This window comes from Actinomadura barringtoniae (assembly GCF_017573505.1).
In the GTDB taxonomy this organism is placed as follows: domain Bacteria; phylum Actinomycetota; class Actinomycetes; order Streptosporangiales; family Streptosporangiaceae; genus Spirillospora; species Spirillospora barringtoniae.
Genome location: NZ_JAGEOJ010000004.1, coordinates 567717 through 593592, shown reverse-complemented (window position 1 = coordinate 593592; position 25876 = coordinate 567717). Strand labels below are relative to the sequence as shown.

The following is a 25876-nucleotide window of genomic DNA, read 5'->3' as shown; positions in this document are numbered from 1 at the left end:
GGTCAGCGCGGGCGACACCCTGGGGCTCGGCCGCTGGTGGGGCAAGCTCCCGCTGATCCGGCGGTTCGCGTTTCTCAAGTGACCACGACCGAAAAGTGACCACGACCGAAAGAGCCGGTGACCGCGTCGCGGTCACCGGCTCTTTCGCGTTCCCGGCCGCCCTTCAAGAGCGTGGCCGGACGACGGCGACGGGGCAGTGCGCGTGATGGATGACGCCGTGGCTGACAGATCCGAGGTGAGGCCCGGCGTGCGTCCGGTAGCCGACGACCACCAGATCGGCATGGGCGGAGCAACCCACGAGCGTCTCCGCGGGATGGCCTTGCACGACGTCCTCGGTCACCTTCACCTGCGGATGGCGCTCACGCCAGAGCACCAGCGCGGCCGCCACATGGTCGCTGAACATCGTCTGAGCGGCCTTGAGATCGGCTCCCGCCGCCGCGGCGAGGGGAGCGGGCCGCCAGGCGTGCACGACGTGCAGCCGCGCCTCCCGCTCGGCCGCCGCTGCGAACGCGTACTCGAGAACGGTCTCGGGCGGGTCGGTGAGGTCGATGCCCGCCACGACAGTGTCGGCCGGTGCGTCCTCCTCGCCGCGCACGATCACCACCGGCAGGGGGAGGTGGCCGGCCAGCAGGAGGCCGGTGGACCCGAGCAGCAGCTCGGCGAAGCCACCGATCCCGCGATGACCGACGACGACCTCGTGGGCGTCGGACGAATGCGCGCCGATCCCCGCGCGGGGCGTTCGATCGTGCACCAGACGCGTCTCGACGACCAGCCGCTCGTCGGCTTGCACCGCCAGAGCCTGCGCCTCCATGAGGATCTGCAGGCTCCGGTCCACCATTCGCTGCCGTATCCCGGGCATGATCCGATCCGGGCCGATGAGGAGCTGGTCCTCCACGACGTGGACGATGTGCAGAGGCCGGTGCCCGCGTACGGCCTCCGCGGCCGCCCAGACGACGGCACGGTCGGCTTGCGGTGAGCCGTCGGTTCCGACGACCACGGCCGCAGAACCTCGACGGGCATCGTGAGTCATGGTCTCTCTCCAACCGGTCATGCGGTGGACTGCGTGATGAGAAGTTCTCGCGCGATGCGAGCGGCGACGGCACACGTCTGCCTGTCAGGCTCGTCGAACGGAGTGCCCTCCAGGCCGGCCGCGATGAGCCGGAGCGCTTCGGTCAGCACGTCGACTCGCGCCTCGAGCACGTGGAGCCGCTGTTCCAGCGCGGCGTTCGAAACGGTCCCGTAGCCGACCATGATCTGTCTGGCCATGACGGCCTCCCTCGGCAAGCGGCCGCGCGGTCGCGGCCTCCACCTTCCAGCGTCGATCGCGGATCGGACGTGCCCTAGGGGCCTTGGTCACGACATGGAAGGAACCCGGCCCCCGCACAAGGACCGGGTTCCCCTTCCCTCTTCTCCGAGGGCTCATCGGGGGATTCACTTGTCGATGGAGATGCGCTTGGTCTCCTGCTTGACGGCCTTCGGCATCGGGATCCTGACGGTGAGGATGCCCTTGTCGTAGGCGGCCTTGACATCGTCGATCTTGACGTCCGCGGGCAGGATCATCGAGCGGGTGAACGACCCGTAGCGGAACTCGGTCCGCCGGTCCTCCTTCTTCTCCTCGTGCCGTTCCGCGTGGATGCGCAGCACGCCACCGGAGACGGTGATCTCGACGTCCTTGTCGGGGTCGAGGTCGGGCAGCTCGGCGCGGATCACGTACTCGCCCGCCTCGGTGAAGTGCTCGATCCGCATGCCCGGTCCCATGATCGGACGGGTCATGCCGAACGGCGACTCCAGCCATTCGAACAGGTCAGGGAACAGCGTGCGCGGCTCCCAGCGTTCCAGTGCGCTCATTTGAGGCCTCCCTTTCCAGGGGTACTCCTTCACTTTCCAGTCCACGTCGCCGCCGAGCCGCCGCGCAGGGCCGGACTTCCCAGTCGCATGAGTCGTTGGTCCCGACCTGAACCGGATCAGGACCGCCGGTTCCGGAACGCCTCGACGGCGGTGGGGAGGGTGGGGAAGAGCAGGTCAGGGCCTATGGCCTGCGCGATGCCGAACGCCTTGAGGTCGTCCATGAGGTCCTGCTTGACGCGTGCGAGCGCGAAGGTGACCCCACGACCGGTGAGATCGGCGCGCAGGTCCTCCACGGCGTTCAGCGCCGTAATGTCGACCTCGACATTGGCTTCGACGTTCAGCACGAACCACTCCACCGGGACGTCCTGCTGTTCGATCGCTTTCCTGGCCCGCCGCGCGAAGTCCTGGGCGTTGGCGAAGAACAACGGCGAGTCGTAGCGGTAGACGAGCAGGCCGGGGATCGTGCTGGCCGCCGGATAGTCGTCCACGTCGTGCATGCCTGCCAGGCCTGGCACGAGCCCGAGAACGGCGTCGTGCGGCCGTGCCACCCGCCGCAGCAGGTCGGCCACCGACAGCCCGACCGCGACCAGGATGCCGTAGAGGATGTCGAAGGCCAGGACGCCGCACAGGGCCGCGATGGCCAGCAGCAGCTCGCTCCAGCGGAATCGGGCGAGCTTGCGGAACCCCGCGACGTCGATGAGCCGGACCGCCGCGTAGATGACGATCGAACCGAGCACCGCGAGCGGAAACTGAGCGAGCAGGGGATGCAGGAACAACAGAACGCAGACGACGCAGCCGAAGGCCACCAGTGAACCGGCCTGGCTGCGGCCGCCGGACGCGGCGATGATCGCGGTACGGCTGCCGCTGCTGCTTACGGGGAAGCCACGAAACAGCCCGGCACCGGCGTTCGCCAGCCCCAGCGCGAGTAGTTCCTGGGTCGGGTCCACCTGCCGCCCGCCGCTGCGCGCGGCGAACGCGCGGCCCGTCAGCACGTTGTCGGTGTAGCCGACGATCAGCACCCCCAACGCCGGCAGCACCAGGTCGCGAACGTCGGATGCCGGGGGAAGCGCAGGGCGAGGCAGGCCGGCGGGGATGTCCCCGACCAGGGCGACCCCGGCGTGGTCGAGCCCGAAGACCGCCACCGTCCCGGTGGCGAGCAGCATGGCCAGCAGCGGTCCCGGCCAATGCGGAAACCAATGCTGGATGGCGAAGAGGAAGACCAGCGCGGCCGCGGCGAGCGCCAAGGTCGCCGCTTGGGTCTCTGCCAGGCCTTTGCCGAACGACGCGAGTTCGGCGAAGAAGCCCGAGCCGTGCACCGGCACGCCGGTGACCTTGCCGAGCTGCCCGGCCATCATGATCAACGCGACGCCGGTCATGTAGCCGACCAGGATCGGATAGGAGAGCATGTCGGCGACGAAGCCCAGCCGCAGGCACCACGCGACCAGCGACACCAGCCCCACGACGATCGCCAGGGTGGCGGCCAGCTCCGCGTACCGCTGCGGGTCCCCGCCGGCGAGCGGCGCCACGACCGTCGCCGTCATGAGGGCCGTCGTCGACTCGGGCCCGACCGACAGCAGCCTTGAGGACCCGAAGACCGCGTACAGCAGCAGTGATGGCACCATCGCCCACAATCCCGCCACCGGTGGCAGCCCGGCGATGACGGCGTAAGCCATCACCTGCGGAACCAGGTAGGCCGCCACCGTGACGCCCGCGGTCAGATCGCCGCCCAGCCAGTCGCGCCGATAGCCGCGCAGGACCTCGACCCCAGGGGCGAGACGTGCGATACCGCTCATCGCCGCAACGTGCCAGCAGACCCATCCACGCCGCAAGCCCGACAGATGTGGTCCACGGGAGCCGAGCACGGGCGGGCGGCGTTGTTCCTTAAGGACCGTCGATCCGGGACTTTGGCCCTCTACCTGCGGTAACCGCGCGGGGAGAACCTGAAGGTGAGGGAAGCGACGCCCCCTGCGAGCCGTCGAGAAGGAGGCGACCGATGAACGCCATCACGGTGATCCACCGGCAGAACGACGAATTCGCGATCCTGATCCGCGATCACGTCGTTCACGTGGATCAGCCATATTCCGCGGGAGGCGAGAACCACGGTCCGACCCCGGTGGAGCTGTTCGTGGCGAGCCTGGCGGGTTGCGCCGCTCACTACGGACGTCAGTACCTGGCGGCGCACGGGCAGCCTTCGGAGGGGCTGCGGGTCTCGGCCGACTTCGCCACGAGCTGTGCGCGACCCGCACGGGTGACGAGGGTCCGCCTGGTCCTGCACACACCGCTTCGGCTGTCGGACGACCTGCTCACCGGTCTGCTCGCCGCCGTCGACGGCTGCACGGTGAAGAACAGCCTGGCCCGGCCTCCCGTGATCGAGACCGAAGTCACGACGGACGTCGTGGCCGCGTGAAGGAGACCACCATGGAAGCCAAGGAATGGTCGGTGTCGATCTACATCACCGAGGACGAGACCACCACCCGTGCGCGCGCCGTGCTCGTCGCGGACGGCGGGTCCCGGGTGACCGGGAAGGGCGCCGCACGCCGCAACCCGGCCGACCGGCCCGTCCCGGAGATCGGCGACGAGCTCGCGGTCAGCCGTGCCCTCGCCGACCTGGCGAGCCGCTTGCACGGTGTCGCCAGCAGCGACATCGCCCACCTCGCGGGTCCGGCCTGAGCGGTCAGGCGGCCGCGAGCAGGTGTGCGCACAAGCAGGCAGGCACGAGCAGGCAGGCACGAGCTTCACTCGAGGTGAGCCACGATGACAAAGCCCGTCATCGTCGGGACCGACGGTTCGGTCCCCGCGACTCGTGCGGTGGAATGGGCCGCCGTTGAGGCGGCTTTCCGTGGCCTGCCGTTGCACATCGTGCATTTGCTCCAGCCGTGGGCCCACCTGGCTCCTTCGGCGGCCATCGGCGAGGCCGCCGCCATGGTGATCAGCGACGGTGAACGGCTTCTCGCGACCGCCGGCGAGGCGGCCCGAGAACGGCTCGTCCAGGAGATGGCCAAGGCCATCGAGCCATGGCGCGATCGCCATCCGGAGGTCGATGTCGTCGAGGAGACTCCATCGGTCCATCCCGTCCTCGCGCTCACCGAGGCGTCGCAGGAAGCCGATCTCGTGGTCGTCGGGACCCACGGCCACGGGTGGTTCCACTTCCCCCTGGGGTCGGTGAGTCACGGCATTCTTCATCATTCGCATTGCCCCGTGGCCGTCACCGGAGCCCGATGAGGCGGCACGGAGCCGAGTTGAGGGGAGGAGACCATGGTCACCTATCCCAACGTGCTCGTCGGCTATGACGGCACAGACGAAGGAGAGGCCGCCTTGCGCTGGGCGGTCGAAGAGGCGCGGCTGAGAGGACGCGACCTTCTCGTGTGCCACTGCTGGCGGTGGCCCTTCCCGATCAGCTACATCGACTACGACATCGAGCATGTCGTCCGCCGCATGGGGGAGCACCTGCTCGACCAGGGCGTGGCCCGGGCCCGGCGGCTGGCGCCCTCGCTCACCGTCCACAAGCGACTGATGGACGGCCCCGCCTACGCGGCCCTCATGCACGAGTCCCTCGACGCCGAAGTGATCGTCGTCGGTGCACATGGCGGTGGTGTCCATGAGCGGGATGAGGTCGTGCTCGGCTCGACCGCGCTGCAGCTCCCGGCCCGTTCCCGGCGTCCCGTCGTCGTCGTGCGCGAACCGGGTGACCGCCACGAGCGGGTGGTCGTGGGCGTGGACGGCTCTGCCGGCGGCGATGCCGCGTTGGCTCTCGCCTTCGAAGAGGCGGCGCTGCGCGGTTGGCGGCTCCAGGCCGTCCACGGCTGCTGGGACCCAGGGGCGGTGGCGCGCACCGAGATCGCCCTCTTCGCGGACGAGGACCAGCTCAAGCGCTCCTGTGGGGAACTCCTTGAGCGGACCGTCGCACCGTGGCGAGTCAAGTACCCCCATGTGGAGGCCGAGACCTCGCTCATGCTCGAAGGCCCGCGAGAGTCGCTGATGGCGGCCGCGGGTGCCGCCGGCCTCATCGTGCTCGGGAGCCGTGGAGGCGGCGGGATCAAACCCATGCTGCTCGGGGCTACGAGTACGGCGTTGCTACAGCACGCCCCCTGCTCAGTGGCCATCGCACCCTCCATGCGCCCTTCCTGAGTGAGGCGAGTCGGAAGCCGGGGCGGGGCCACCATCGCGGCTCGGAACGAGCGTAGGTGGTGGCGCACCTTTCACGGTGCGGGCAGCCAACGGCCACGAGGAGCTGAGGCAGATGTCCGATCCGATCGTCGTCGGGTGACGGCTCGACCGATGCCGGCCGCGCCGTCGCATGGGGAGCTGACGAAGCGGCGCTGAGGGGATTGCCGCTTCACCTGGTGCACGTGCTCGAGCCTTGGCACGAGACCGCCTCGCTGTTCACGCCTCCCGAGGCGACCGCGGCGATCACCAAGGCGGTGAGCGGGTGCTCCGCGCGGGCCGAAGAGATGGCGCGCGAGTGCAGGGCCGACATCGTGGTGTCGGCCGGGCTGGTCACCGACAGGATCGGCCCCGCGCTGCGCGAACGGTCCGAACGCGCCTTCGCGATGGTGCTCGGTCATCGCGGTCGCGGCGGATTCGCCAGCATGCTGCTCGGCTCCGTCGGCCTGGGCGCTGCCCATGCCGCCGGCCCGGTTGTGATCGTGCGCGGGGAAGAAAGGGCCTCGCGGAGCGAGGCGGTGGTGGGGATCGATCTGGTGAAGAACGCGGACGAGGCACTGCGGTACGCCTTCGACGCCGCCTCGATTCGTGGAGCGAGATTGCGAGTCGTGCACGCCTGGCAGATGGTCGAGTCGCTGACCCGGGGCTACCTGCCGAGGACCTTATGGCTGCCAGGCCGATGACCGAAGGCGTGCTGACGGCACGCGTGCGTCATTCATTGCGCACGCGCGTCTACTGGCCTCCTAGCACCGGTGGCTACTGGTTCGCGTGCGCGACGATGAGGGTGCAGGGGGAGTGGCGGACCAGACGCTGGCTGACCGAACCTAGGGCGAGGCCGCGCACGCCGCCCGCTCCGCGCGAGCCGACGACCAGCATGCGGGCGTGACCGGCCGCCTGTATCAAAGCCTTCGCGGGGTCCTCGGCGACCAGCAGGCCTCGTGGTTCGACCGTCGGGTACTCGGCACACAGCCGGGCGACCTCGTGGTGGAGGTCGAAGGCGTCCGAGGGCGAGCCTGCGCCCCTTCTGGGCACGTTTGGCGTGCACGATCCTCAGCGGCGCTCCGCGCAGGGCGGCCTCGGTGAAGGCGACTCGCAGGGCGGCGGCGGCCGGTGCCGATCCGTCGAATCCCACGACGATCGGACTGCTCTTGAGCCGTGCAGGAGGCCGCCTGACGATGACGACCGGGCATGAGGCGTGGGCGGCTACGCCGGCACTCACCGAGCTCAGCAGCAGCCCGTTGATGGCGCCGTGGCCCTGGGAGCCCACGACCAGGAGCTCGCCGTGCCGCGAGGCGTGCCGCAACTGGGTCACCGGAAATCCCCGCATCAGCCGCGGGTGCAAGGGGATCCCTTGCTCCCAGTTGCGGCCCATGCGCAGGCCCTCGTTCAGCATGCGGCTCGCCCGCCGCCGGAACAGCTCTGCGGTCAGGTCGTCGATGCCGACGTCCGGTGGCCGGCCCCACACCATGCACGCGGTGACGCCGCAGTGCCGGAGGCGGGCGTCGATCAGCGCCCAGCGCAGTGCGCGGCGGGCGCCGTCCGTGCCGTCGTAGCCGACGAGGAGGCCTGGCTCGTGCCACGGCCACGGCGGTGGCTCATGCGGGACCGACCCCGCCCGTCCGCGGGCGGGGATTCTCAGCTGTGATCTGCCGGGCGATGGCCTCTGCCCATGCATCGATGGCCTCCCAATCGCGATAGTCGCCGTACCGGCACCCCATGGCCCTGAACAGGACACGGCCGAAGAACGAGATGTGCTCCGGCCTGAAGACCCCTGAGAAGAGCCGATGTTCACGCGGCGCGATGGCCTCCCGCAGCCGGGCGGAGACCATCGGCTCCTCCTTGTCGGCGAACACGCGCCAAGGGCCGCGGAGGGCGGCGGGCATGCCGACGCTGAACAGCCAGACCGGTCGGTGCCGGAGCATCTCCCGGCCGGCCATGACGGTCTCGGTCGCTTCGATCAGCCAAGCCCGGTTGTGGACGGCGCTGCCGAGCACGTACGCGTCGTACTCGCTGAGGCGGTCGATCTGGCAGAGGTTCTGTACCTCCGCGTCATGCCCGCTGCCGGCCAGCTTGGCGGCGATGCGTTCCGCGATGCCGCGGGTGGAGCCATGGGCGCTGGCGTATCCGACGAGAATGGTCATGATCCGCTCCTTCCGGCCGGGGCGGGCTGGTCATTCAGCCGGTGCTCCCGGTGAGGACGCCGTAGGCGATGATGTTGTCGTTGTAGTGGCCCGTCGCGCGGTTGAAGTCGCCGCCGCAGCTGATGAGCCTGATGGTGGGCTCGGCCGTCATTCCATAGACCCGCTGGGTGGGGAAGCGGCTCTTGGGGACCTGCTCCACCGCGGTGATCTGGAAGACCGCGGTCACCCCGTCCCGGCGCGCGATCCTTACCTGGGCGCCTGGCGTGAGCTGCCCGAGCCGGTAGAAGACCGCGGGGCCGCTCGCCCGAGTGTCGATGTGGCCGAAGAACGCGGCCGGTCCGCGCTCGCCCGGTGCCGGGCCGAGCCGATACCAGCTGGTCAGGGACGGCTGTGACAGCGATGGCTCCTGAACCGTCTGGTCCGGGTTGAGGCCCAGCGCCAGGACGGGCGCGCTGACCCCGATGGCCGGGACCTGGATCCGCACCGGGGCAGATCTCGGCAGCGGGGCGGCGGCGCGCGGCGACTCACCGGTGCGAGTGCCGCCCGGACTCCCGGTCGGTGAGTGCAACCGGCCCAAGCCGAAGACGACCAAGGCCAGCCCGATGATGAGAGCGCCTGCTGCCATGGGCAGCCAGACGCCGCCCCGCGTGCGCATGTCAGTCACCGCCCTCCGCGGCGCCGGCGCCATGCCAGGGTGCCTGCGACGGCGCTGAGGCCGAGCAGGCCCAGCCCGGTCAGATAGAGGGCGCGGTCAGGCTGAGCGGTGCTGCCGCCACCCGTCTGGGGCGGCCCGGACGGTGTCGGACCCGGCGTCCCGCCTTGCCCGACGACCTGGAGCCAGGTGGTCGCGCTGATCGTCGTGCCGTCGCACAGCAACTTGACCGAGTACCGGCCGGGGGACAGGCCCGAGAGAGTGCGCACGCCGACCTCGTTGTTGCCCTTGGCGGGCATCTTCCCGAAGGCGTTGGAGGTGACCCAGGCGGTGTCGGTGCCGCTCGGGCAGGTGAACGTCACCGACAGCGGAGTGCTCTCGGTGGTCACAGAGGCCGGGCTGACCGCCACCGTCGCCTTGGTCGGGTTGGTGGGGGGCGTCGTCGGCGGAGAGGTCGGCGGCGTTGTCGGGGGAGAGGCCGGCGGTGTGGCCGGCGGCAACGTGCCGGGTGTGGCGGGCGTGGGGTCGGCAGGTATACCGAGCACCAGGGAGCCTGCGAGGGCCACCGCGGCCGCTGAACTGAGAATGAACATCGCGTGCTTCCCTTCGCTTGGCCCCGGAGGCGGCCTCCGGTGTCGTCAACTCCAGTTGAATTCGCGGTGCCGTGAAGGGTTAGGGGCGTAGGAACGCAGAGCGCGGGGACCTTGGTCATCGGCGGAGTTCCCATCGGTCCATGAGGGTTCGCAGCGCGCCTTGGCGGCCACGGGGCCCTTTGCCCGTCGCTCGCAGGACCTTCGGCCGATTGGGCTTCTCGGCCGGGAAACAAATGCTGAGGGGATGGAACTCAAGGAACTGCTGGGCGAGGAGGCACAATCCCTGCTCGCCCACGAATGCACGACCATTCCGCAGGTGCGGCTATCGCTGCCGGGTCCCGACTTCATCGACCGGGTGCTGGTGATGACCGATAGGCCACCGGCCGTTCTGCGCAACCTGCGCCACGTCTTCGACAGCGGGCGGCTGGCGGGCACCGGATACCTGTCGATCCTGCCGGTGGACCAGGGCGTCGAGCATTCCGCGGCAGCGTCGTTCGCGCCGAACCCCGCCTACTTCGATCCGGCTGGCCTCTGCGACCTGGCGATCGACGCAGGCTGCAACGCCATTGCCAGCACGGTGGGGGTGCTCGGCATGACGTCACGCCGGTACGCCCACCGGATCCCGTTCATCGCCAAGCTCAACCACAACCAGCTGCTGACCTATCCCAACACCTATGACCAGGTCATGTTCGCCTCGGTCAAGCAGGCCTTCGACCTGGGCGCGGTCGCGGTCGGCGCCACCGTCTACTTCGGCGCGCCCGAGAGCATGCGTCAGCTCCAGGAGGTGCGAGAGGCGTTCGCGCGCGCCCACGAGCTGGGCATGTTCACGGTGCTCTGGGCCTACCTGCGCAACAGCGCGTTCAACAAGGACGGCGTCGACTACCACGTCAGCGCCGACCTCACCGGGCAGGCCAACCATCTGGCCGCCACTGTCGAGGCCGACATCGTCAAGCAGAAGCAGCCCGAGAACAACGGTGGCTTCCGGGCCCTGGGATTCGGCAAGACCGACGACCGGGTGTACGACGAGCTCACCACCGACCATCCCGTCGATCTCACCCGCTGGCAGGTCGCCAACTGCTACATGGGCAGGGTCGGTCTCATCAACTCCGGCGGCGCCTCGGGCGGCCAGGGCGACCTCGCCCAGGCCGTACGCACCGCAGTGATCAACAAACGAGCCGGCGGCATGGGTCTGATCGTCGGCCGCAAGTCCTTCCAGCGCCCGCTCGCCGAGGGCGTGGAACTCATCAACGCCGTGCAGGACGTCTACCTTGACGAGGCCATCACCATCGCCTGACCGGCACGATCGCTTGATAGCGTCCCGGCCGCCGACGCCAGCAGGGCGGCCGGGGAACGCTGACTATCGGTCCCGATGGCGCAGGGACTGTGGGTCGATCTTGTGCTTGATGTCGTCGTGTTCGAAGGTCAGCTCGTTGTGCACGGCGACCACGGAGTCGATGGCCTCGGTCAGCTGCGTCGCGAGCGTCACGTTGCTCGAGACGTCGAGCTGCCCGCGCAGGGTGACGACTCCGTCGCGGACCTCGACCTCGACCTTCCCCGGGTCCTGCCACAGGCTCCGCTGGATCACTTCCTCGATCACCTGGCGGCGGATCACCTCGTCCGGCTTGGTGAAGACGCGCAGCAGATCGGCGCGGCTGACGATGCCGGCCAGCCGCCCGTCGGCGTCCACCACCGGGAGCCGGTTGACGCCGTGCCGGGTGAGCAGCCGCGCCGCCTCGATGATCGTGGCCCCCGCGGCGATGGTCACTGCGGGCGTGCTCATGATCTCGCCGGCCGTTCCGCCTCGCGCCCTGGCGTTCTCCAAACGGTGCCGGCGACCCCGCCACACCGCCTGGTGCTCGGCGTACGGGGACTCACCGGGGAGTGGCTCGGCGGCCTCCTTGACGAGGAGGTCGGACTCGGACACGACGCCCAGCACGCGGCGTCCGCCATCGATGACGGGCAATCCGCTGATACGGCGCTTCTCCAGCATGGCCACGATGTCCCGGAACGTCGCGTCGGCCTGCACCGTCGCGACATCACTGGTCATGACCTCCTCAACCCTGGGCCGCAACATCGACGTCTCCCAACTGCGCATTCGGTGAATAAGCCTGATCACAGCCTCTGACCGGAGCCAGCGCCAGGCCATCGGCCCGAGGTCCTCGGCTCCGGGACGAAGGTCCCCGGATGGGGCCGGTGACCGGCAGGAGACACGGTGAGATCAGAGGCCAAGGCCCCGGTAGGGCTGCCCCAACGCCCCTGTCCGCAGCGGTCGCCGCTCAGGCAGATTGAAGTCGTGTCCCAGCCGAGAGGAGCAGAGCCGTGAACGCGGATTCCAATCGCCCCATCCTGGTCGGCTACGACGCCTCGTTCCCCAGCGATCGGGCCTTGCGATGGGCGGTCGACGAGGCTCGGCTGCGAGAACGTCCGTTGCTCGTCTGCCATGCCTGGAACTGGCCGTATCCCTTCCGGCAACAGGACGCGCAGGCCCTTGAGATCGTCCACGGCATGGGGCAGGCGGTGGTCGAGGCCGGGGTACGCCGCGCCCACGAGCTGGCCGACGGGCTCGACGTACGCCCCCTTCTCAAACGCGGGACCGCGCCCGCCGCGCTGCTCGGGGCCGCCCGCGACGCCGAGCTGATCGTGCTCGGCACCCGGGGCACCGGCGGGTTCGACGACCTCCGCGTGGGATCGGCGGCCGCCCAGGTGCCCGCTCACGCCGACCGGCCCGTCATCGTCGTGCCGCCTGGCGAACTCGCGCCCCGACGCGACGGGGTACGGATCGTCGCGGGTGTGGACGGCTCGCCCGCCAGCGAGGCGGCTCTGGACTTCGCCTTCGCCGAAGCCGAACTCCGCGACCTCCCCGTCACCGCTGTCTGCGCCTGGTGGGATCCGAGCGCGATGTCCGGCCCCGACAACGTCCCCTTCACCGACCCCGAGGCACTCAAGAGCAACGTGAAGGGCAAGTTCGAGCAGGCGGTCTCGCGCGCGAAGGACAAACACCCGAAAGTCTCGGCCGAGACGAGATTCGTCATGCGCAAACCGCAGCAGGCCCTCACAGACATCGCGCGCGGCGCAACGCTCCTCGTCGTCGGCAACCGTGGCCTTGGCGCCGCCCCGCAGGAACTGCTCGGAGCCGTCACACGCACCGTGCTGCACAACACGCCCTGCCCCATGACGATCGTGCCCGAACACCACGGCTAGGGATGCGCCCAACGTCCCCATCTCCGCAGGGCATTCGGCTCTATCCGACCGAATCTGCCAGAGCCATCCTGAAAGAGGTCTGGCCGAGTCCTCACGCAACCGGCCGCCGGTGCGTGCAGATGTGGCAAGGACTCGGCTGGATCAACGAAGCGGACATCCCGCGCCGGCTCCGCGTGCCCCACCTGGAAGAGGCCCAGCGTGTGTCGCCGAGCAGCAGCATGCCGCCGACCTGTTCTATGCCAACGGCCTCATCGACCGGCGCGTCCGGGTGGCCGACCGTCCTGGCCGAGATCAACGATCTGGTCCGCGCGTCCGGCTGACGCGCGGGAGGCCAGTGGCACGGCCCTCCAAGTTGCAAACTATTCAGATTGACTTAGTAGGTAATTCGGCCCATGCTGGTCCCATGCTTCGGGACCTCTCTCTGTGGTCGCGCCTGCACGTCGACTTCCGGCGGCAGGCGAGCGACCTGTGTCGCTGAGCCTTGCGTTCGGCCGGGGTGAGCGTGCACGTGTATTCACCGCCGCCGACAGTGATGAACCGATACGAACTCACCGAGTCCGAGCTGGTCCGGCTCGCCGTTGAACGGGCCGGGCGGCGGTGACGCGTCAGGTCGATGTGGAGGAAGACTCTGATGGCCAAGAGCCTCGTCACGCTCGTGGGGAACCCGCGGGCAGGGTCGCGTACGCACCAGGTGGCACGCCAGGCCGCGCAGGCCATCGCCGACCGGATCGGGCACACGGCGGCCGATGAGATCGTCGACCTGTCCGCTGTGGCGCCCCACCTGCTGGCCGCCACTCCGGCGGCCGCCGTCGAGGTGTCGTTGGACCTGGTCCGTGGTGCGGACGTGCTCGTGGTGGCGAGCCCGACCTACAAGGGAACGTACACGGGATTGCTCAAGGCGTTCCTCGACCTCGTCCCCACGGGAGCCTTGGCCTCGACAGTCGCCCTGCCGTTGCTGGTGATGGGGGACGCCAAGCATGCGTTGGCCGTGGAGGTGCATCTACGGCCGCTCCTGCTGGAGTTGGGAGCGCAGGTCCCCACCCCTGGCGCGTTCCTGCTCGAATCGCAGCTCCCGCAGGCAGAGGAACTGCTCGGCGCCTGGGCTGACCGTGTCGCGCCCCAGGTGACGAGCGCGCTCACGTCCGAGACGCTCACCTCTCGCTGAGACGCTCGCCGCCAATGGACGACTCGGTCGCGGGGCCGGGTCGTCGATCACTCATGGGGCAGGTCGATCACTCATGGGGCAGGAAGCGGCCGAACCGGCCGCGGTGGTAGAGCAGCGGGCGGCCGCCGGTGAGCAGGTCGGCGTCGATCACCAGGCCGACGACGAGGATGTGGTCGCCGATGTCGATGGTCGCGTACGGGGAGCAGAACAGGTGGGCGCAGGCGCCGTCGAGCACTGGGGTGTCGTGCTCGTCCGCGCGCCAGGAGGTGGGCGGGGCGAACCGGTCGACGCCGCGCCGCGCGAAGCGCGCTGCCAGCTCCGCCTGGTCGCCGGCCAGGATGTTGACGGCGAAACGGTCGGCGGCGCCGAGCGCGGGCCATGTCGTGGAGGAACGGTCCACATTGAAGGACACCAGGGGCGGCTCCAGGCTCACGGAGGAGAAGGACGTCGCGGTCAGCCCGGTCGGTGAACCGCCGGACGACGCCGTGATGACGACGACCCCGGCGGCGTGCAGGGAAAGGGCCTGGCGGAACCGCGTGGTGTCCAGCACGCGGCCGGGCTGGATCTCGGTCATGGCGACGTACCTTCCGAACGCAATGGCTGAACCTCCATCGGTGCCGGCGAGCTGCTGATCGCGACGAGCGCCTGTGATCACATCGCTCACCAGCGAGCATGTCCAAAATTCCCTATTAAGTCAATAGGTTAAGTTGGTAATGATCCTCACCCGGCCGTCCCCGCCGCCCGCTCAGCCGGACCGCCGGGCGCGCCAGTGCCGCGCGAGCAGCTCGAACGAGCGGACCCGGTCGGTGTGGTCATGGGTGATCGTGGTGACCAGGAGCTCGTCGGCGCCGGTGACCCATTGAAGGGTGTCGAGGCGTTCGGCGACGGTCTCCGGGGAGCCGACGAGCTGGGTGTCAACGCGGTCCTGGACCAGGGCCCACGCCTCGTCCGTCCACTGATGGGCGGCGGCCTGTTCGGGGGTGGGGTAGGGGATCGCGGCCAGCTCACTGCGGATGCTGTGCACCCAGAGCGGATACGGCGAGGCCAGATGCCGGGCCTCGTCGTCTGTGGGCGCGACGACCACGTCCGCCGAGACCATGACGTACGGCTCGTCCAGTACGGCGGAGGGCTTGAACGCCGCCCGGTAGGTCTCGACCGCCTCCAGCACCGCCGCCGGGGCGACGTGGTAGTTGGCCGCGAACGGCAGGCCCCGCTCGCCCGCGACGTGGGCGCTCTGCCCGCCGCTGCTGCCGAGAATCCACAGCTCCAGATCGGCGCCCGTACCGGGGACCACGGCGGGCCGGTGGCCGGAGGGGGAGCGGTAGGTGCCGTCCAGCAGGGCTGCCAGCTCGTCGACCTGGTCGGCGAAGTCCGGGGTCTGCGCGCCCGGCTGCTGCAGCAGCGTCTTCATGGCCTGGACCTGCGGGGAGTTCGCCAGGACGCGGGAGTCGAAGGGCTTGGGGATGAGCAGGCCGTTGACCTCATGGCTCTCGCGTGCGGCGTCGTGCCGGGCGGGCTCGTGCCGGGCGGGCTCGTGCCGGGCGGGCTCGTTCCGCCGCTGCCCGGAACGCCCCAGTCCGAGGTCGATCCGGCCGGGATGCAGCGCCTCGATGGTGCCGAACTGCTCCGCGACGGCGAGCGGCGTCCAGTGACCGGTCTGTACGGCGCCCGAGCCGACCCTGAGCGTGGTCGTGGCGGTGGCGACCGCCTGGATGAGGATCTGCGGCGCGGAACTGGCCACGCCCGGCGCGAGATGGTGTTCGGCGAGCCAGTAGCGACGGTATCCGGCCGCCTCCGCGCGCCGCGCCAGATTGATCGTGTTGTGCAGGGCGTCGCGGACGGTGCCACCGGCCGGGATGGGCGCGAGGTCGAGGATCGAAAGCGGAACGCCGGTCACGGTCGTCATAGCGACTTCCCCATACAGATCGAGAAGAACAGCAGGTCGTAGGGCGGGAAGACCGGGATGTGCGCGTAGCCCTCACGCTCGTCAAGGCGAACCGCGTCCGGTTGGCGATCGCCGGTCTGCAGCACGATCCGCGTCACCCCGCGGGCCCGGGCAGCGTCCTCGACGGCGCGCAGCAAAGCGACCGAGACACCGGCGCCTCGGTGTGAACGGGTGACGTACATCCGCTTGATCTCCAGTTCATCGCGGCGGCGCCGCAGGGCCACGTGGCCGACCGGGACGTGCTCGTCGTAGGCGACGCCGACGTAGGCCACGTCCTCGGCCTCGACCGCCAGCGCGGCGCCGATCCGGTCCGCGTCCGCCATGACCTCGCTGAGCCGGTCGGCGTAGCGCTCCTCCATCTCGACGCCCAGCGCCTTGCGCAGTGCCTGTCCCGCCGAATCGGCCCAGTCGGTCTCGCGTACCTCGTAAGGCCGGCTCATGACGCCCGCGCATAGCGGCTGGCGGGCCTGGGCAGGCCGAGGAGCCCGCGCAGAGTGGGGGACTTGTATCGGGTGCGGAAAACGCTCCGGCGTTGCAGCTCGGGCACCAGGCCCCGGGTGATCCCGGTCAGGTCGTATGGGAGGACGCCGGGCCGCAGCCGGAAGCCGTTCAGGCCCGCCTCGTGCAGGCCGAGTAGCAGGTCGGCCAGTTCGGCGGGCGTTCCGGTGAAGATCTCGGCGTCCGAGGCCAGTGACTCCCCGTCCAGTACGTCGAGCCGGTCCTTGCGCACGGCGGCGGCGCCCGGTTCGTCATCGAGGAAGACGACGAGATCGGCGAAGACCTTCAACGGGTCCTGCGTCCGGCGGGCGGCGCGCTCGGCGGCTCGGACCTGCTCGAGGATGGAGACGGCATCGTCACGCGAGCGTGGGGTCACCAGGACCAGGTCGGCCCCTCCGGCCGCGAACTCGTAGGCCCGGTCGCCGTGCGCGAGCGCGATGACGAGCGGCTGGCCCTGGGGCGGGCGCGGCGTGATCGACGGTCCGCGGACGCTGAAGTGCGCTCCCTCGAAGTCGATGTAGTGGAGCCGGTCACGATCGACGAAGCGGCCCGTCGCCACGTCGCGGATCTCGGCGTCGTCCTCCCAGCTGTCCCAGAGCCTGCGCACCACCTCGACGGCGTCCGCGGCCTCGCCGAGAAGCTCTGCGGCCGGCTCGCCGGGATCTTCGGGCAGCGTCCGGCGGCCGAAGTGGGCCGCGTCGGAGGGCCGCGCCGAGATCTGCGGCCGCCACCCCGCCCGGCCACGGCTCGCGAAGTCGAGGCTCGCGACGCCGATGGCGACGTGGAACGGCTCGGTGTGCGTCGTGCTGGTCGCCGGGACCAGGCCGATGTTCGAGGTCAGCGGCGCGGCGCGGGCAGCGAGCAGCATCGCGTCGAGCCGCCCCCGCACCCGGTCTGCCCGATCGCCCGGCGGGGGGCCGAGCGCGTCCTCGAAGGTGACGAAGTCGAGCAGCCCGCGTTCCGCCTCCTGGGCGACCTCCGCCCAGTAGCGGCCGGAGAACAGCTCGCGCGGTCGTGCGGCGGGGTCTCGCCAGGCCGCCGGATGCCAGCCCGCCCCGTCGAGCGCGGCGGCCAGATGCAGGTCGGTCACGAAGCCTCCCGTTCGGCGCGGGCGGCCTCGCGCGGCGCGGCGAGGCCGAGGTTCTCCCGGAGAGTCGAGCCCGGATAGTCGTCGCGGTAGACGCCCTTCTCCTGGAGGAGCGGTACGACCTTGTCCACCAGGTCGTCCAGCCCGCGGGGAGTCAGGTGCGGCACGAAGATGAAGCCGTCGGCGGCGCCGGCCTGCACGAACTCGCTGATCTGGTCGGCGACCGATCGCGCCGTGCCGATGAAGGTCTGCCGTCCGGTCACCTCGATCACCAGCTCGCGGATGCTGAGGCCGCGTTCGGCCGCGATCTCCCGCCACTTCCGCACGACCGAGCCGCGGTCGCCGCGGAACTGGGCCCGGCCCCGCGAGACACCCTCGCCGAGGTCGGGCTCGATGTCGGGCAGCGGCCCGTCCGGGTCGTAGGCCGACAGATCGCGCCCCCAGAAACCCTCGACGTAGGAGATCGCGGTCTGTGGGCCGACCTGTGCTCGCCGGATCCGCGCGGCGTGCTCGGCCGCCGCCTCCTCGGTGTCGCCGAGCACGTACGTCACGGCGGGGAAGATCTTCAGGTCGTCCGGGCGGCGCCCGTATCCGGCGAGCCGTGACTTGACGTCCCGGTAGAAGGCGCGGGCCTCGTCCAGCTTGCCGTGGCGGCTGAAGATGACATCGGCGTCGGAGGCGGCGAACTCGCGTCCCTCGTCCGAGTCGCCCGCCTGGATGATCACTGGATGGCCCTGCGGCCCGCGCGGCGTGCCGAAACGGCCGGCGATGTCGAACTGGTCGCTGTGATGGGCGAACTCGCCCGTGCCCGGCGGGGCGAACGTCCCCGACTCCGGATCGGCGACCAGGTCCTCCTCGCGCCAGGAGTCCCACAGCTCGCGTGCGGTCGCCAGCATCTCCTTCGCGCGGCCGTAGCGCTGCGACTCGGGGAGGTAGCCGCCGCGCCGGAAGTTTTCTCCGGTGAAGGCGTCCCAGCTGGTCACCACGTTCCAGGCGGCGCGCCCGTCGCTCAGGTGGTCAAGGGTCGCCAGCCGTCGCGCCAGCTCGTACGGCTCGTTGAACGTGGAGTTGACCGTGGCCGCCAGCCCGAGCCGTTCGGTCACGGCCGCGAGCGCCGACAGGACGGTGAGCGACTCGGGGCGGCCCATCACGTCCAGGTCGTAGATCTGCCCCTTCAGCTCGCGCAGCCGCAGGCCCTCGGCGAGGAAGAAGAAGTCGAACTTGCCGCGTTCGGCGGTCCGCGCCAGGTGGGCGAAGGAGGCGAAGTCGATCTGGCTCTCCGAGCGCGGATCGGACCAGACCGTGGTGTTGTTCACGCCGGGGAAGTGTGCGGCCAGGTGAACCTGCCTGAGTTCGGGCACGAAACGATCCCCTCCCGGATAGCACAGGTCACTAACCCTACTTTAATAGTAGGAAAAATAGGAACCTCTGATGCGAGAGGACCGGCCGTCCCGGTCGAACGGGGCGTCCGCGGTGACGGTGATGATGAAGCCGAACCAACGACTCCAGTAGGACTCAGTGCTGGTCGTGCCGCCTTCTCCAGCGCGGGTAAGGAGGTCAAGAGGCGGCGGGCGGCCAGACGGCTTCCCGAAGCCTCGACCGCATCGCCAGGGGAGACGATCAGCTCTGCCCAGGCTTCATGTGCCTTAGGAAGGCCGTTGCGCTGAGTTCGGTCGGGTCACCTACAAGGGGCGTAGATGGCCATGCGGAAGGTGCGCTTGCCTGCTTACCGACGTCCTCGAACCCCGGCAGCTCATCGGTTCCCGGGGTTCCGTGGTCAGGGCTTGCGGGCGATGCCGCCGTACATCCAGATCTCCTCGGCATCGGCTGAGGTGGGGGCGTCGGGGCGCCACAGCGGGACGCGGACCAGGCCGGGGTCGACGAGTTCGAGGTCGCCGAAGAAGGAGGCGATGTCCTCGACCGTACGGAGCGTGGCGGGGTTGCGGGTTTTGGTGTAGGCGGCGGCCGCGCCCGCCGAGGACTGCGGCCGGGTGTCGCCGGTGACGTGGGAGACCAGCAGGTGGCTGCCCGGGGGGAGCGCGTCACGATAGCCGGCGACGACATCGTGGGGGTGGTCTGAGTCGGGGATGAAGTGCAGGACGGCCGCCAGCAGCAGCGCGTACGGGCGGGACAGGTCGAGCAGCTCGCCTGCGGCGCGCATCACCGCGTCAGGGTCGCGCAGGTCGGCCGTCACGACGCGGGTGGCCGAGCCGGTGGCCATCAGGGCGCGGGCATGGACGAGCACGATCGGGTCGTTGTCCACGTACACCACCCGGGCGCTCGGCTCATGCGCCTGTGCGATCTCGTGCACGTTGCCCTGCGTGGGCAGGCCGGTGCCGATGTCGAGGAACTGGGTGACTCCCTGTTCGGCCAGGTAGCGGACCCCGCGCTGCAGAAACCGCCGGTTCTCCCGGGCGATCGGGCGGACCTCGGGTGCGGCGGCCAGGACGTGATCGGCGGCTTCCCGGTCGGCCGCGAAGTTGTCCTTGCCGCCGAGGTAGTAGTCATACATCCGCGCGGCGGTGGCCACGGTGATGTCGATTCCGGGGGGAGCCTGCTCGGGCATGGGCCGTCCTTGAACGGTCGATGATCTGATCGTGCATCGGTAGAGATCGAATATGCCCTACCGTATCCCCGCGATCGGCATTTTTGCCTGATGGTGATCCGATTCTTGGCTGTCAGCGCATGACGTTCAGTCCTCGCGGGCTTTCGTCGTGCTCCCTGGCATCCTCGACGAGCTTTTCGAGGCCGTCACGTTCGTCCAGATCAAGGAGATCACGCGTTCTCGATCGTGTTCCGGTGTCGGCTGGGTTGCTATCCGGACAGGACGGTGAGGGTGGGAAGCGCGCCGTTGGCGGTCGGTCCGGCCGACTCGAGTGGGAGCTCGATGCGGTTGTTGTTGGTAATGCCGCGGGAGATGGCGGTGAAGCGCGGCGGGGCGAATGGGGACAGCAGGTAGTTGCCCGGTCGGAGCGTGTTCTTGCCCGGTACTACGAAGGTTCGGGTCTCGCCTCCGCTGAGGATGTGGCTGCACTGGGCCCGGTCGAAGGTGAGGTTGGTCTTGGACTCCTGGCCCTTGGCCTTGATCAGGAGGCCCAGCCCGGTGGGCAGTTCCCCGGACCGCACGGAGGCGCTCGGGTAGATCCCGAAACACGCTCTCGCTTGGGCCGACCTTGCCCAGCTTGTTCTGCAGGGGGCCGCCGGCTCCTGTCTCGGCGCCGTACTTGACGTCGTAGGACCCGTTCCGGTCGGGGCACTGGCGGGCGCCGCCCGGCAGGTAGACGGTCGTGGCGTGCGGAAGCCTGCCCGCCCGGCGGGTGGTGACCGTCACGACGGTCCCAGGTTTGGCCCGTGCCGGAGTCACGGTGGTGTCGAAGTCGCGCTGCCGAGCAGATCCGATGCCAGGTACTTGATGGCCACGCGGTGACCGGTGGCCTCGTGGTCGGCCAGCACCACCCGTCCCTGCGCCCCCACACCCGGTTTCTCGAGCTCACGAACCCCGGGACCCGCCAGGGATCCCGCGTCATCCGTCCATCCGCAGCCGGTTCACCGGCCACTCTGCCGCCCCCGGTCACATTGGCGCTGCGCACAGCTCCAGCCCTCGGTTGCGAACCGTCTGCCAGCGCTCTGGACAAGTGACCCACGATCGTACAGACATCGTCGTGTACTTGAGGGGCTCGCGACTCATGTGATTTCAGTGACCGGTCCGGTCCGGGGCGCGACGAATAGTGGCCACCGCCGCATCATGAACAAAGGCGACGCCGAACTGACCTGCGGCGGACAAGTTCGTGCAGACGTGATGCCGTCCGTTCTGCGTCGGGCGGGGGTTCCCGCTGAACGCACGGGTATCCCGTCAGCCTCATCGCCGGTCAGGAGCGTGGCGGCTTCCGGGTGCGGATTTCAACGCTCTGTCGGCGCAGAGCCCGAGCTGCTGCCTGCAGTTTGACGGCATGTTCCTTGACCAACCGCGCATCAGCGCAGAGTTCAGCACACGCCTCATGCAAGACGTCTTGAACCCCGCTGCCGGGGAGCGGTGCACTCACAGGTCTACCTTTGCCCGTCAACCAGACTCCCCAAGTCACCCGAACGCCCTTGCCCGGACCGAAAGACAACGAACGCCCGGCCTAATCCGTCTCCCCAGCGCTCAAGGTCAGCGCCGCACCCTCGCCGCCTATGCCGAGCAACTATCCCGGGAAGCCGGCATCACCGCGCGTCTTTACACCCCCGAGACCCGCGCCCTCTTCCAGTAGCTCGGCTGCGAGGCCGCACGGGCGGACGGATGCGTCCTTGACCGGGGACACCATTAGCGGACCGCAAGCGGGCTGTTTCTCCGGTGACCCCCAAGGGCCGCCTGCTTGCCGCGAGCCTACTTGATCAGATTGGGCGTTCCGCGGTCAGCTCCGGAGCGTCTTCACTCATGTACCGCGCCCTCAGAGGTTGCCTGCGGTCGGCAGCGCGGGCCGATGGATCCAGGTGGCAAGGTCCGCAGGCACGCATTCGGCGACTCGGGCGGTGTACCGGGGAAGCTCCTCCTCGCTGAGGACCTGCCGCCACTGGCCTGTTGATCCGCTGTGGAAGAACTGGCTGTGGTCGTGGTAGAAGCCGTCGTGGCTGGCTTCGGGCGCGAGCTCGCCGGCCCGGCCCTTCATGACCGCGAACGTGGCGGCCTGGACCAGGTCCGGCCAGGCTGTCTCGGTGATGGCGATCCCGAGCCGGGCAGCGATGTAGCGCATCTGCCCTTCGAGGTCATCAAGGAGGTCCTCGTAGCGCAGCAGCACGATGTTCGGCTGGTCGCGGACCTGCCAGAACGTGTCTAGATGGTGAAGCATGATCTCCAGGTCGGACACGGCCTTCCCGGGCGCGGCGGGATTGACCCAGGACCAGAAGCGCTCGCGCGCGGTCCCGCTCGGCAGGGACGGAGCGGTGGCCAGCAACTCGTCAAGGACCACGGCGCCCACGGCATCCTCCCGCAATGCCAGGGACACGGCCCGGTCGGTGTTGCCGGCATGGCTGTCCAAGGACACGGCCACATCCCGGGGGTCCCGGCTCGCGCAGAGGTAGGTGACCCGGTCGTCGAACGGCAATCCGTCGAGGGGCGTATGGGTCTTGATGAACCGCCGGTGCGCCTGTGCCTCGAGGTCGGCCAGCACTTCGGTGAGCGGGCGCAGCAGGACGTCCAGCCACGGCGAGATCTGGTCGAGCGGCCGGTCGAAGGTCGCGCTCTTGAAGATCTCCAGGGCGCAGATCATCTGCAGCCAGGTCGTGCCGCACTTGGCCGGGGTGCTGATCACGATGTCGCCGGGACGGAACACGAACCCATCCCAGCGGGCCGAGTCGGTAAAGGAGGTCTGGTAGCGAACGCGTTCCCCCAAGCCCATGCGGGGAGAATGGCGGCAACCAGATCGAGCCGTCAACCGTGCCGTGGATGACCCGAGCGCCCCGGCCAGACCGCGAACGTGCAGCCGGCCGCTGGTGCCGAGCCGGCCGAGCTCCGCCACTGGGACGCCTTCTACTTCACGGCCCTCACCCAGGAAGAAGCCGAAGCCCTCGACATGACAGGTGATCCTTTCGGTTGGCAACTGCCAATGCGGCCGCCGGCAGTCCAGAACTGCGGCCGGAAGGCGCCCGCTGTGCGCGGGCGCCTCCGGGCGGTGGGGCGGGTGGCGTTGGTCAGGCGCCGCGGGGGCCGGGAGCGGCGCTGCCGAGGTACTCGGGGAGGTCGGAGACGAGGCCGGCCACGTCCGGGATCTCGTTGAAGCGGCGCCGGTGCAGGTCGGCGATCTTCGTGCCGATGTCGGGGTCGGTGTCGTCGGTGATGTCGAACGAGGCGAACTTGTCGACGAGTGGCAACCCGATCCGGTCGGTGTGGAGGTGGGCGGGGTGGATGAGGTAGTCCCAGAAGCCGTCGATGTCGTTGATGAGGAAGGTGGCTCCCCACTCGTACTCGCCGCCGAAGTCGCGGCCGACGATGAAGGACTCGACGGACGGGATGACCCGGCCTTGGTTGCGCAGGCTTTCGAGGGCCGTTTCGAGCTGCTCGGGGGTGGTTCCGGGCTTGACGGTGAAGCGGATGCTGTGGTGGATCATCGGTCTTTCCTTTCCCTGTTGGTTGTTGGGCGTCGCTGGTCGTTGGGTGTTGGTCAGTGGTCGTGCTGGCGGTGGGCGGTCTGGGCTGTTCGCGTCCGCCACGTTCCGAGGGCGGCGAGGGCGGCGCCGGCCGCCATCGCGATCCCGGTCCAGATGAAGGCGTCGGCGATGCCGGTGAGTTGGATGAGGGGCTCGACGGCCAGGGGCGAGAGGAACTGCCCGAGGAAGATGCCCGTGACCAGGCCGCTGAGGATGCGGCCGCGCTGGTCGGGGTGGGCGAGTTCGCTGAGCCGCAGGTTGAGGTTGGGTACGGCGAGTCCGACGCCGGCGCCGCCGACGAGCAGCCCCGCCGCGATCTGGGCGACGGTGCCCGCGGTGCCGGCCAGCAGCCAGCCCGCGCCTAGCAGCGCGACGCTGACCGTGCTGATCGCGGCGGGGCTCAGGCGCCGGCGCAGGACGGGGAAGGCGAGCGCACCGGCCGCGCTGGACAGCGTGCTCCCGGCGATCACCGCGCCGGTGGCGGTGGGGCCGCTGCCGTGGCTGCTGAGCAGGAAGGGCAGTTGGGTGGGGGCCATGTAGAACGCCAGCGTCACGACGAGTGCCAGCAGGTACAGGCCGGTGATGCGGCTGGTGATGTGGTCGGTGCGGTTGGTCGTGTGGTGTCCGGTGACGCTGTCGGCGCTCGGCTGCCGTGATCGGTCGGGACGGGCTGCCGCCGCGGCGGGCTCGGCTCGTGGCTCCTCGCGCAGGGCGCGGATCGCGAGTACCGCGACGAGGGCCGAGGCGGTGTAGATCCAGAAGGGTGCGCGCCAGCTGACCGCGGCCAGTAGCCCGGCCAACGGCAGGAAGACGACGCCGCCCAGGCTGGCGAAGACCTGCTGCAGTCCGAGGAAGGACGCGCGCCGCGGCCCGTCGAACCAGTCGGTGATCGTGGCGCTGACCGCGGTCATGATGGCGCCGACCGCGACCCCGAGCAGTGCCCTGGTGGCCAGCAGCACATAGAGGTCGGTGGCGAAGAACCCGGCGGTGCCGGTAACGGCGTACATCACCAGGCCGAACACCAGCAGCGAGCGGCGCCCGACGCGATCGGCGACCACACCGGAGACCGGGGCGCTGACGGCGATCGCCAGCGAGGTGACGGTCAGCGAGAAGCGGACCATGAGGTCCGCGCCGGGGGTGCCGGCGAAGTCGGCCTTCATCGCGGGCAGGCTGGGTGCGATGATCGCCGCCGCCATGATGGTCAGCGTCGCCGCGGCCAGGACCGCGCCGCGGGCCGGGCGTGAGGGCTCCGGCTGCGACCGGGCGGGCTGGACCGACTGGTTCGGCTGGTTCGGCCTGGCCGATGCGGTTGCCATGGGAGTCGCTCCTCTCTGGGTTCGGCCGGGTGATCAGTTCCAGAGCGTGACCATGAAGGCCGGCGCGAGGGTCAGGGCGGTGAGCGTGGCCCGCCAGGCGAAGCGCTCGATGCGGGAGGTCGAGGTGGTCATGGTGGTTCCCTTGGTCGCATCTGTGTGTGGTTAATCACTCACTCTTAAGGCCGAAAAAACGGCCGCCATAGTCGGTGCCGCCCGGCTCTCAGTGCCGAGACCCGCCGCTGCGGCCGTCGGGGCTGTCTCGGCTGTGCTGCGAGGTCAACTGTGCTGCGAGGTCAGTAGTGGCGCAGTCCGGCGCTCAGCGTTCGGGCCCAGGGGGCGTCGAGCTCCTGGGCGTCGAGGCTGACCACCAGGTGGCAGAGCATGCCCACGGCGAAGAACCGCTGGATGTCGGCTTCAGCCGCACCGGAGACGCCGCGCACGTACTCGACCAGCCGGGCATAGCCGGCCTGCACCGCCTCGCGGATCGTCGGCTCCGAGGCCGCCGCGCACTGCGCGTGCATCATCAGTAGCAGCAGATCCTTGTCGGCGATGTAGCGGGCGTACGAATCGCCCATCGCGTCCAGCACCTCCTCCGCCGAGCTGCCCCGGGCCGCGGCCGCACCGTCGGTGAAGCTGTCGCGGACGAGTGCGAAGCAGTGCTCCACCACCGCGGTGAACAGCGCCTTCTTGTCCGGGAACAGCCGGTAGACATAGGCCTGCGAGATGCCCGCGCGCTGGGCCACGTCCGTGGTCGTGGTGCCGAAGTAACCCCGGGCGGCGAACGCGCTGACCGCCGTTTCGAGGACGACCTTCCTCCGCTCGTCGGAGGTCGAGAGCTGCCGGCGGTTCGCTGAGGTCGTCATGTGAGTAATAAACCACTCACACTTTTGGCCGTCAAGCGGACCAGATCGGTGGGGGAGTTGAGCCCACGAAGCTGAGCCCACGAAGCCGGGTCGTCGACCGCGACGAGTCGCCTCAGGCGATCACACCCCGTGACGCGGCCGTGGCGCACACAGCAGTGGCCGATTTGTCTGTGGAGGGTCAGCGGGGCTTGGCCTTGTATGTCGGCGGGACATCGCTTGCCAATGTCCTGGGCCCGGTGATGGGCGGCCTGCTCACCGAAGCCGACCTGTTCGGGCT

General features: G+C 69.6%; 29 protein-coding genes and 1 pseudogene. 9 read left to right on the top strand and 21 right to left on the bottom strand.

Going from position 1 to position 25876, the window contains the following annotated elements:
* Nucleotides 1-163: 163 nt before the first annotated feature.
* The 4 genes from J4573_RS12715 to J4573_RS12700 all read right to left on the bottom strand — a co-directional run bounded on the left by J4573_RS12715 (nucleotide 164) and on the right by J4573_RS12700 (nucleotide 3641).
* Nucleotides 164-997 carry a universal stress protein gene (locus J4573_RS12715; protein ID WP_208255590.1) on the bottom strand — a complete coding sequence of 278 codons (834 nt, stop codon included), beginning with the start codon at nucleotides 995-997 and terminating at the stop codon, nucleotides 164-166.
* Between the two features lie 50 nt (nucleotides 998-1047).
* A complete protein-coding gene (locus J4573_RS12710) occupies nucleotides 1048-1266 on the bottom strand; it encodes a V-type ATP synthase subunit E family protein (protein WP_208255589.1) in 219 nt (72 codons plus the stop codon).
* A 165-nt stretch (nucleotides 1267-1431) separates the two neighbouring features.
* The gene (locus J4573_RS12705) at nucleotides 1432-1848 is read right to left on the bottom strand and encodes an Hsp20/alpha crystallin family protein (RefSeq protein ID WP_208255588.1); all 417 of its coding nucleotides are present in this window, start codon (nucleotides 1846-1848) and stop codon (nucleotides 1432-1434) included.
* A 116-nt stretch (nucleotides 1849-1964) separates the two neighbouring features.
* Nucleotides 1965-3641, bottom strand: a complete 1677-nt coding sequence (locus tag J4573_RS12700; RefSeq protein WP_208255587.1) for a SulP family inorganic anion transporter — start codon at nucleotides 3639-3641, stop codon at nucleotides 1965-1967.
* A gap of 200 nt (nucleotides 3642-3841) precedes the next feature.
* Between J4573_RS12700 and J4573_RS12695 the strand changes: the two genes are divergently transcribed.
* From J4573_RS12695 to J4573_RS12675, 5 genes are all read left to right on the top strand, one after another.
* Entirely contained in the window at nucleotides 3842-4255 is a 414-nt protein-coding gene (locus J4573_RS12695) for an OsmC family protein (RefSeq protein ID WP_208255586.1), read from the top strand.
* An 11-nt stretch (nucleotides 4256-4266) separates the two neighbouring features.
* On the top strand, nucleotides 4267-4518 hold the full coding sequence (locus J4573_RS12690; protein WP_208255585.1) for a DUF1876 domain-containing protein: 252 nt from the start codon (nucleotides 4267-4269) through the stop codon (nucleotides 4516-4518).
* Between the two features lie 84 nt (nucleotides 4519-4602).
* Nucleotides 4603-5070, top strand: a complete 468-nt coding sequence (locus J4573_RS12685) for a universal stress protein (RefSeq protein ID WP_208255584.1) — start codon at nucleotides 4603-4605, stop codon at nucleotides 5068-5070.
* 33 nt (nucleotides 5071-5103) lie between these two features.
* Nucleotides 5104-5976, top strand: a complete 873-nt coding sequence (locus J4573_RS12680; protein ID WP_208255583.1) for a universal stress protein — start codon at nucleotides 5104-5106, stop codon at nucleotides 5974-5976.
* 119 nt (nucleotides 5977-6095) lie between these two features.
* On the top strand, nucleotides 6096-6695 hold the full coding sequence (locus J4573_RS12675; RefSeq protein WP_307796605.1) for a universal stress protein: 600 nt from the start codon (nucleotides 6096-6098) through the stop codon (nucleotides 6693-6695).
* A 73-nt stretch (nucleotides 6696-6768) separates the two neighbouring features.
* Here the strand turns inward: J4573_RS12675 and J4573_RS53915 are convergent, their stop codons facing one another.
* The 5 genes and pseudogenes from J4573_RS53915 to J4573_RS12650 all read right to left on the bottom strand — a co-directional run bounded on the left by J4573_RS53915 (nucleotide 6769) and on the right by J4573_RS12650 (nucleotide 9398).
* Entirely contained in the window at nucleotides 6769-7044 is a 276-nt protein-coding gene (locus J4573_RS53915) for a universal stress protein (protein ID WP_208255581.1), read from the bottom strand.
* Between the two features lie 49 nt (nucleotides 7045-7093).
* Nucleotides 7094-7687, bottom strand: a pseudogene (locus J4573_RS56660) (universal stress protein); the annotation flags it as partial.
* Complete coding sequence (locus J4573_RS12660) at nucleotides 7608-8153, bottom strand: flavodoxin domain-containing protein (RefSeq protein WP_208255580.1); 546 nt, start codon at nucleotides 8151-8153, stop codon at nucleotides 7608-7610. The gene J4573_RS12660 and the pseudogene J4573_RS56660, both read right to left, overlap by 80 nt.
* Before the next feature lie 34 nt (nucleotides 8154-8187).
* Nucleotides 8188-8808, bottom strand: a complete 621-nt coding sequence (locus tag J4573_RS12655; protein ID WP_243772940.1) for a class F sortase — start codon at nucleotides 8806-8808, stop codon at nucleotides 8188-8190.
* A gap of 5 nt (nucleotides 8809-8813) precedes the next feature.
* Nucleotides 8814-9398 (bottom strand): GVDTG sorting domain-containing protein, encoded by a 585-nt coding sequence (locus J4573_RS12650; RefSeq protein ID WP_208255578.1) that lies wholly within the window; start codon nucleotides 9396-9398, stop codon nucleotides 8814-8816.
* A gap of 244 nt (nucleotides 9399-9642) precedes the next feature.
* Between J4573_RS12650 and J4573_RS12645 the strand changes: the two genes are divergently transcribed.
* Entirely contained in the window at nucleotides 9643-10692 is a 1050-nt protein-coding gene (locus J4573_RS12645) for a class I fructose-bisphosphate aldolase (protein ID WP_208255577.1), read from the top strand.
* A gap of 63 nt (nucleotides 10693-10755) precedes the next feature.
* Here the strand turns inward: J4573_RS12645 and J4573_RS12640 are convergent, their stop codons facing one another.
* On the bottom strand, nucleotides 10756-11445 hold the full coding sequence (locus J4573_RS12640) for a CBS domain-containing protein (protein WP_208255576.1): 690 nt from the start codon (nucleotides 11443-11445) through the stop codon (nucleotides 10756-10758).
* 272 nt (nucleotides 11446-11717) lie between these two features.
* Between J4573_RS12640 and J4573_RS12635 the strand changes: the two genes are divergently transcribed.
* The 3 genes from J4573_RS12635 to J4573_RS12625 all read left to right on the top strand — a co-directional run bounded on the left by J4573_RS12635 (nucleotide 11718) and on the right by J4573_RS12625 (nucleotide 13764).
* Entirely contained in the window at nucleotides 11718-12599 is an 882-nt protein-coding gene (locus J4573_RS12635; RefSeq protein WP_208255575.1) for a universal stress protein, read from the top strand.
* Nucleotides 12600-12718: 119 nt separating this feature from the next.
* Entirely contained in the window at nucleotides 12719-12919 is a 201-nt protein-coding gene (locus J4573_RS12630) for a hypothetical protein (protein WP_208255574.1), read from the top strand.
* Between the two features lie 311 nt (nucleotides 12920-13230).
* Nucleotides 13231-13764 carry an NADPH-dependent FMN reductase gene (locus J4573_RS12625; protein WP_208255573.1) on the top strand — a complete coding sequence of 178 codons (534 nt, stop codon included), beginning with the start codon at nucleotides 13231-13233 and terminating at the stop codon, nucleotides 13762-13764.
* 67 nt (nucleotides 13765-13831) lie between these two features.
* Here the strand turns inward: J4573_RS12625 and J4573_RS12620 are convergent, their stop codons facing one another.
* From J4573_RS12620 to J4573_RS12570, 11 genes are all read right to left on the bottom strand, one after another.
* On the bottom strand, nucleotides 13832-14338 hold the full coding sequence (locus J4573_RS12620; protein ID WP_208255572.1) for a flavin reductase family protein: 507 nt from the start codon (nucleotides 14336-14338) through the stop codon (nucleotides 13832-13834).
* Nucleotides 14339-14509: 171 nt separating this feature from the next.
* A complete protein-coding gene (locus tag J4573_RS12615) occupies nucleotides 14510-15670 on the bottom strand; it encodes an LLM class flavin-dependent oxidoreductase (RefSeq protein ID WP_208255571.1) in 1161 nt (386 codons plus the stop codon).
* Nucleotides 15667-16149, bottom strand: coding sequence for a GNAT family N-acetyltransferase (locus tag J4573_RS12610; protein WP_208255570.1), 483 nt, complete (start codon nucleotides 16147-16149; stop codon nucleotides 15667-15669). The genes J4573_RS12615 and J4573_RS12610 overlap by 4 nt, the downstream gene beginning before the upstream one ends.
* A complete protein-coding gene (locus J4573_RS12605) occupies nucleotides 16146-17297 on the bottom strand; it encodes an LLM class flavin-dependent oxidoreductase (protein ID WP_208255569.1) in 1152 nt (383 codons plus the stop codon). Before J4573_RS12605 ends, J4573_RS12610 begins: the two co-directional genes overlap by 4 nt.
* Nucleotides 17294-18655: an NtaA/DmoA family FMN-dependent monooxygenase gene (locus J4573_RS12600; protein ID WP_208255568.1), complete on the bottom strand. Its 1362-nt coding sequence runs from the start codon at nucleotides 18653-18655 to the stop codon at nucleotides 17294-17296. Before J4573_RS12600 ends, J4573_RS12605 begins: the two co-directional genes overlap by 4 nt.
* 416 nt (nucleotides 18656-19071) lie before the next feature.
* Nucleotides 19072-19860 carry an SAM-dependent methyltransferase gene (locus tag J4573_RS12595; RefSeq protein ID WP_208255567.1) on the bottom strand — a complete coding sequence of 263 codons (789 nt, stop codon included), beginning with the start codon at nucleotides 19858-19860 and terminating at the stop codon, nucleotides 19072-19074.
* 248 nt (nucleotides 19861-20108) lie between these two features.
* Entirely contained in the window at nucleotides 20109-20420 is a 312-nt protein-coding gene (locus J4573_RS12590) for a hypothetical protein (protein WP_208255566.1), read from the bottom strand.
* 1304 nt (nucleotides 20421-21724) lie between these two features.
* Nucleotides 21725-22672, bottom strand: a complete 948-nt coding sequence (locus tag J4573_RS12585; RefSeq protein ID WP_208255565.1) for a sulfotransferase domain-containing protein — start codon at nucleotides 22670-22672, stop codon at nucleotides 21725-21727.
* 292 nt (nucleotides 22673-22964) lie between these two features.
* Complete coding sequence (locus tag J4573_RS12580; protein WP_208255564.1) at nucleotides 22965-23381, bottom strand: Dabb family protein; 417 nt, start codon at nucleotides 23379-23381, stop codon at nucleotides 22965-22967.
* A gap of 53 nt (nucleotides 23382-23434) precedes the next feature.
* A complete protein-coding gene (locus J4573_RS12575; protein ID WP_208255563.1) occupies nucleotides 23435-24736 on the bottom strand; it encodes an MFS transporter in 1302 nt (433 codons plus the stop codon).
* A gap of 293 nt (nucleotides 24737-25029) precedes the next feature.
* Nucleotides 25030-25599 (bottom strand): TetR/AcrR family transcriptional regulator, encoded by a 570-nt coding sequence (locus tag J4573_RS12570; protein ID WP_208255562.1) that lies wholly within the window; start codon nucleotides 25597-25599, stop codon nucleotides 25030-25032.
* Between the last annotated feature and the right edge of the window lie 277 nt (nucleotides 25600-25876).

Excerpts from the sequence above, each read along its gene's own strand:
- J4573_RS12645 (WP_208255577.1), top strand. The coding sequence starts at position 9,643 with ATGGAACTCAAGGAACTGCTGGGCGAGGAGGCACAATCCCTGCTCGCC.
- J4573_RS12595 (WP_208255567.1), bottom strand. The coding sequence starts at position 19,860 with ATGCCCGAGCAGGCTCCCCCCGGAATCGACATCACCGTGGCCACCGCC.
- J4573_RS12640 (WP_208255576.1), bottom strand. The coding sequence starts at position 11,445 with ATGACCAGTGATGTCGCGACGGTGCAGGCCGACGCGACGTTCCGGGAC.
- J4573_RS12575 (WP_208255563.1), bottom strand. The coding sequence starts at position 24,736 with ATGGCAACCGCATCGGCCAGGCCGAACCAGCCGAACCAGTCGGTCCAG.
- J4573_RS12650 (WP_208255578.1), bottom strand. The coding sequence starts at position 9,398 with ATGTTCATTCTCAGTTCAGCGGCCGCGGTGGCCCTCGCAGGCTCCCTG.
- J4573_RS12690 (WP_208255585.1), top strand. The coding sequence starts at position 4,267 with ATGGAAGCCAAGGAATGGTCGGTGTCGATCTACATCACCGAGGACGAG.
- J4573_RS12585 (WP_208255565.1), bottom strand. The coding sequence starts at position 22,672 with ATGGGCTTGGGGGAACGCGTTCGCTACCAGACCTCCTTTACCGACTCG.
- J4573_RS12660 (WP_208255580.1), bottom strand. The coding sequence starts at position 8,153 with ATGACCATTCTCGTCGGATACGCCAGCGCCCATGGCTCCACCCGCGGC.
- J4573_RS12680 (WP_208255583.1), top strand. The coding sequence starts at position 5,104 with ATGGTCACCTATCCCAACGTGCTCGTCGGCTATGACGGCACAGACGAA.
- J4573_RS12610 (WP_208255570.1), bottom strand. The coding sequence starts at position 16,149 with ATGAGCCGGCCTTACGAGGTACGCGAGACCGACTGGGCCGATTCGGCG.
- J4573_RS12625 (WP_208255573.1), top strand. The coding sequence starts at position 13,231 with ATGGCCAAGAGCCTCGTCACGCTCGTGGGGAACCCGCGGGCAGGGTCG.
- J4573_RS12620 (WP_208255572.1), bottom strand. The coding sequence starts at position 14,338 with ATGACCGAGATCCAGCCCGGCCGCGTGCTGGACACCACGCGGTTCCGC.
- J4573_RS12710 (WP_208255589.1), bottom strand. The coding sequence starts at position 1,266 with ATGGCCAGACAGATCATGGTCGGCTACGGGACCGTTTCGAACGCCGCG.
- J4573_RS12695 (WP_208255586.1), top strand. The coding sequence starts at position 3,842 with ATGAACGCCATCACGGTGATCCACCGGCAGAACGACGAATTCGCGATC.
- J4573_RS12580 (WP_208255564.1), bottom strand. The coding sequence starts at position 23,381 with ATGATCCACCACAGCATCCGCTTCACCGTCAAGCCCGGAACCACCCCC.
- J4573_RS12655 (WP_243772940.1), bottom strand. The coding sequence starts at position 8,808 with ATGCGCACGCGGGGCGGCGTCTGGCTGCCCATGGCAGCAGGCGCTCTC.
- J4573_RS12700 (WP_208255587.1), bottom strand. The coding sequence starts at position 3,641 with ATGAGCGGTATCGCACGTCTCGCCCCTGGGGTCGAGGTCCTGCGCGGC.
- J4573_RS12615 (WP_208255571.1), bottom strand. The coding sequence starts at position 15,670 with ATGACGACCGTGACCGGCGTTCCGCTTTCGATCCTCGACCTCGCGCCC.
- J4573_RS12570 (WP_208255562.1), bottom strand. The coding sequence starts at position 25,599 with ATGACGACCTCAGCGAACCGCCGGCAGCTCTCGACCTCCGACGAGCGG.
- J4573_RS12685 (WP_208255584.1), top strand. The coding sequence starts at position 4,603 with ATGACAAAGCCCGTCATCGTCGGGACCGACGGTTCGGTCCCCGCGACT.
- J4573_RS12630 (WP_208255574.1), top strand. The coding sequence starts at position 12,719 with ATGTGGCAAGGACTCGGCTGGATCAACGAAGCGGACATCCCGCGCCGG.
- J4573_RS12705 (WP_208255588.1), bottom strand. The coding sequence starts at position 1,848 with ATGAGCGCACTGGAACGCTGGGAGCCGCGCACGCTGTTCCCTGACCTG.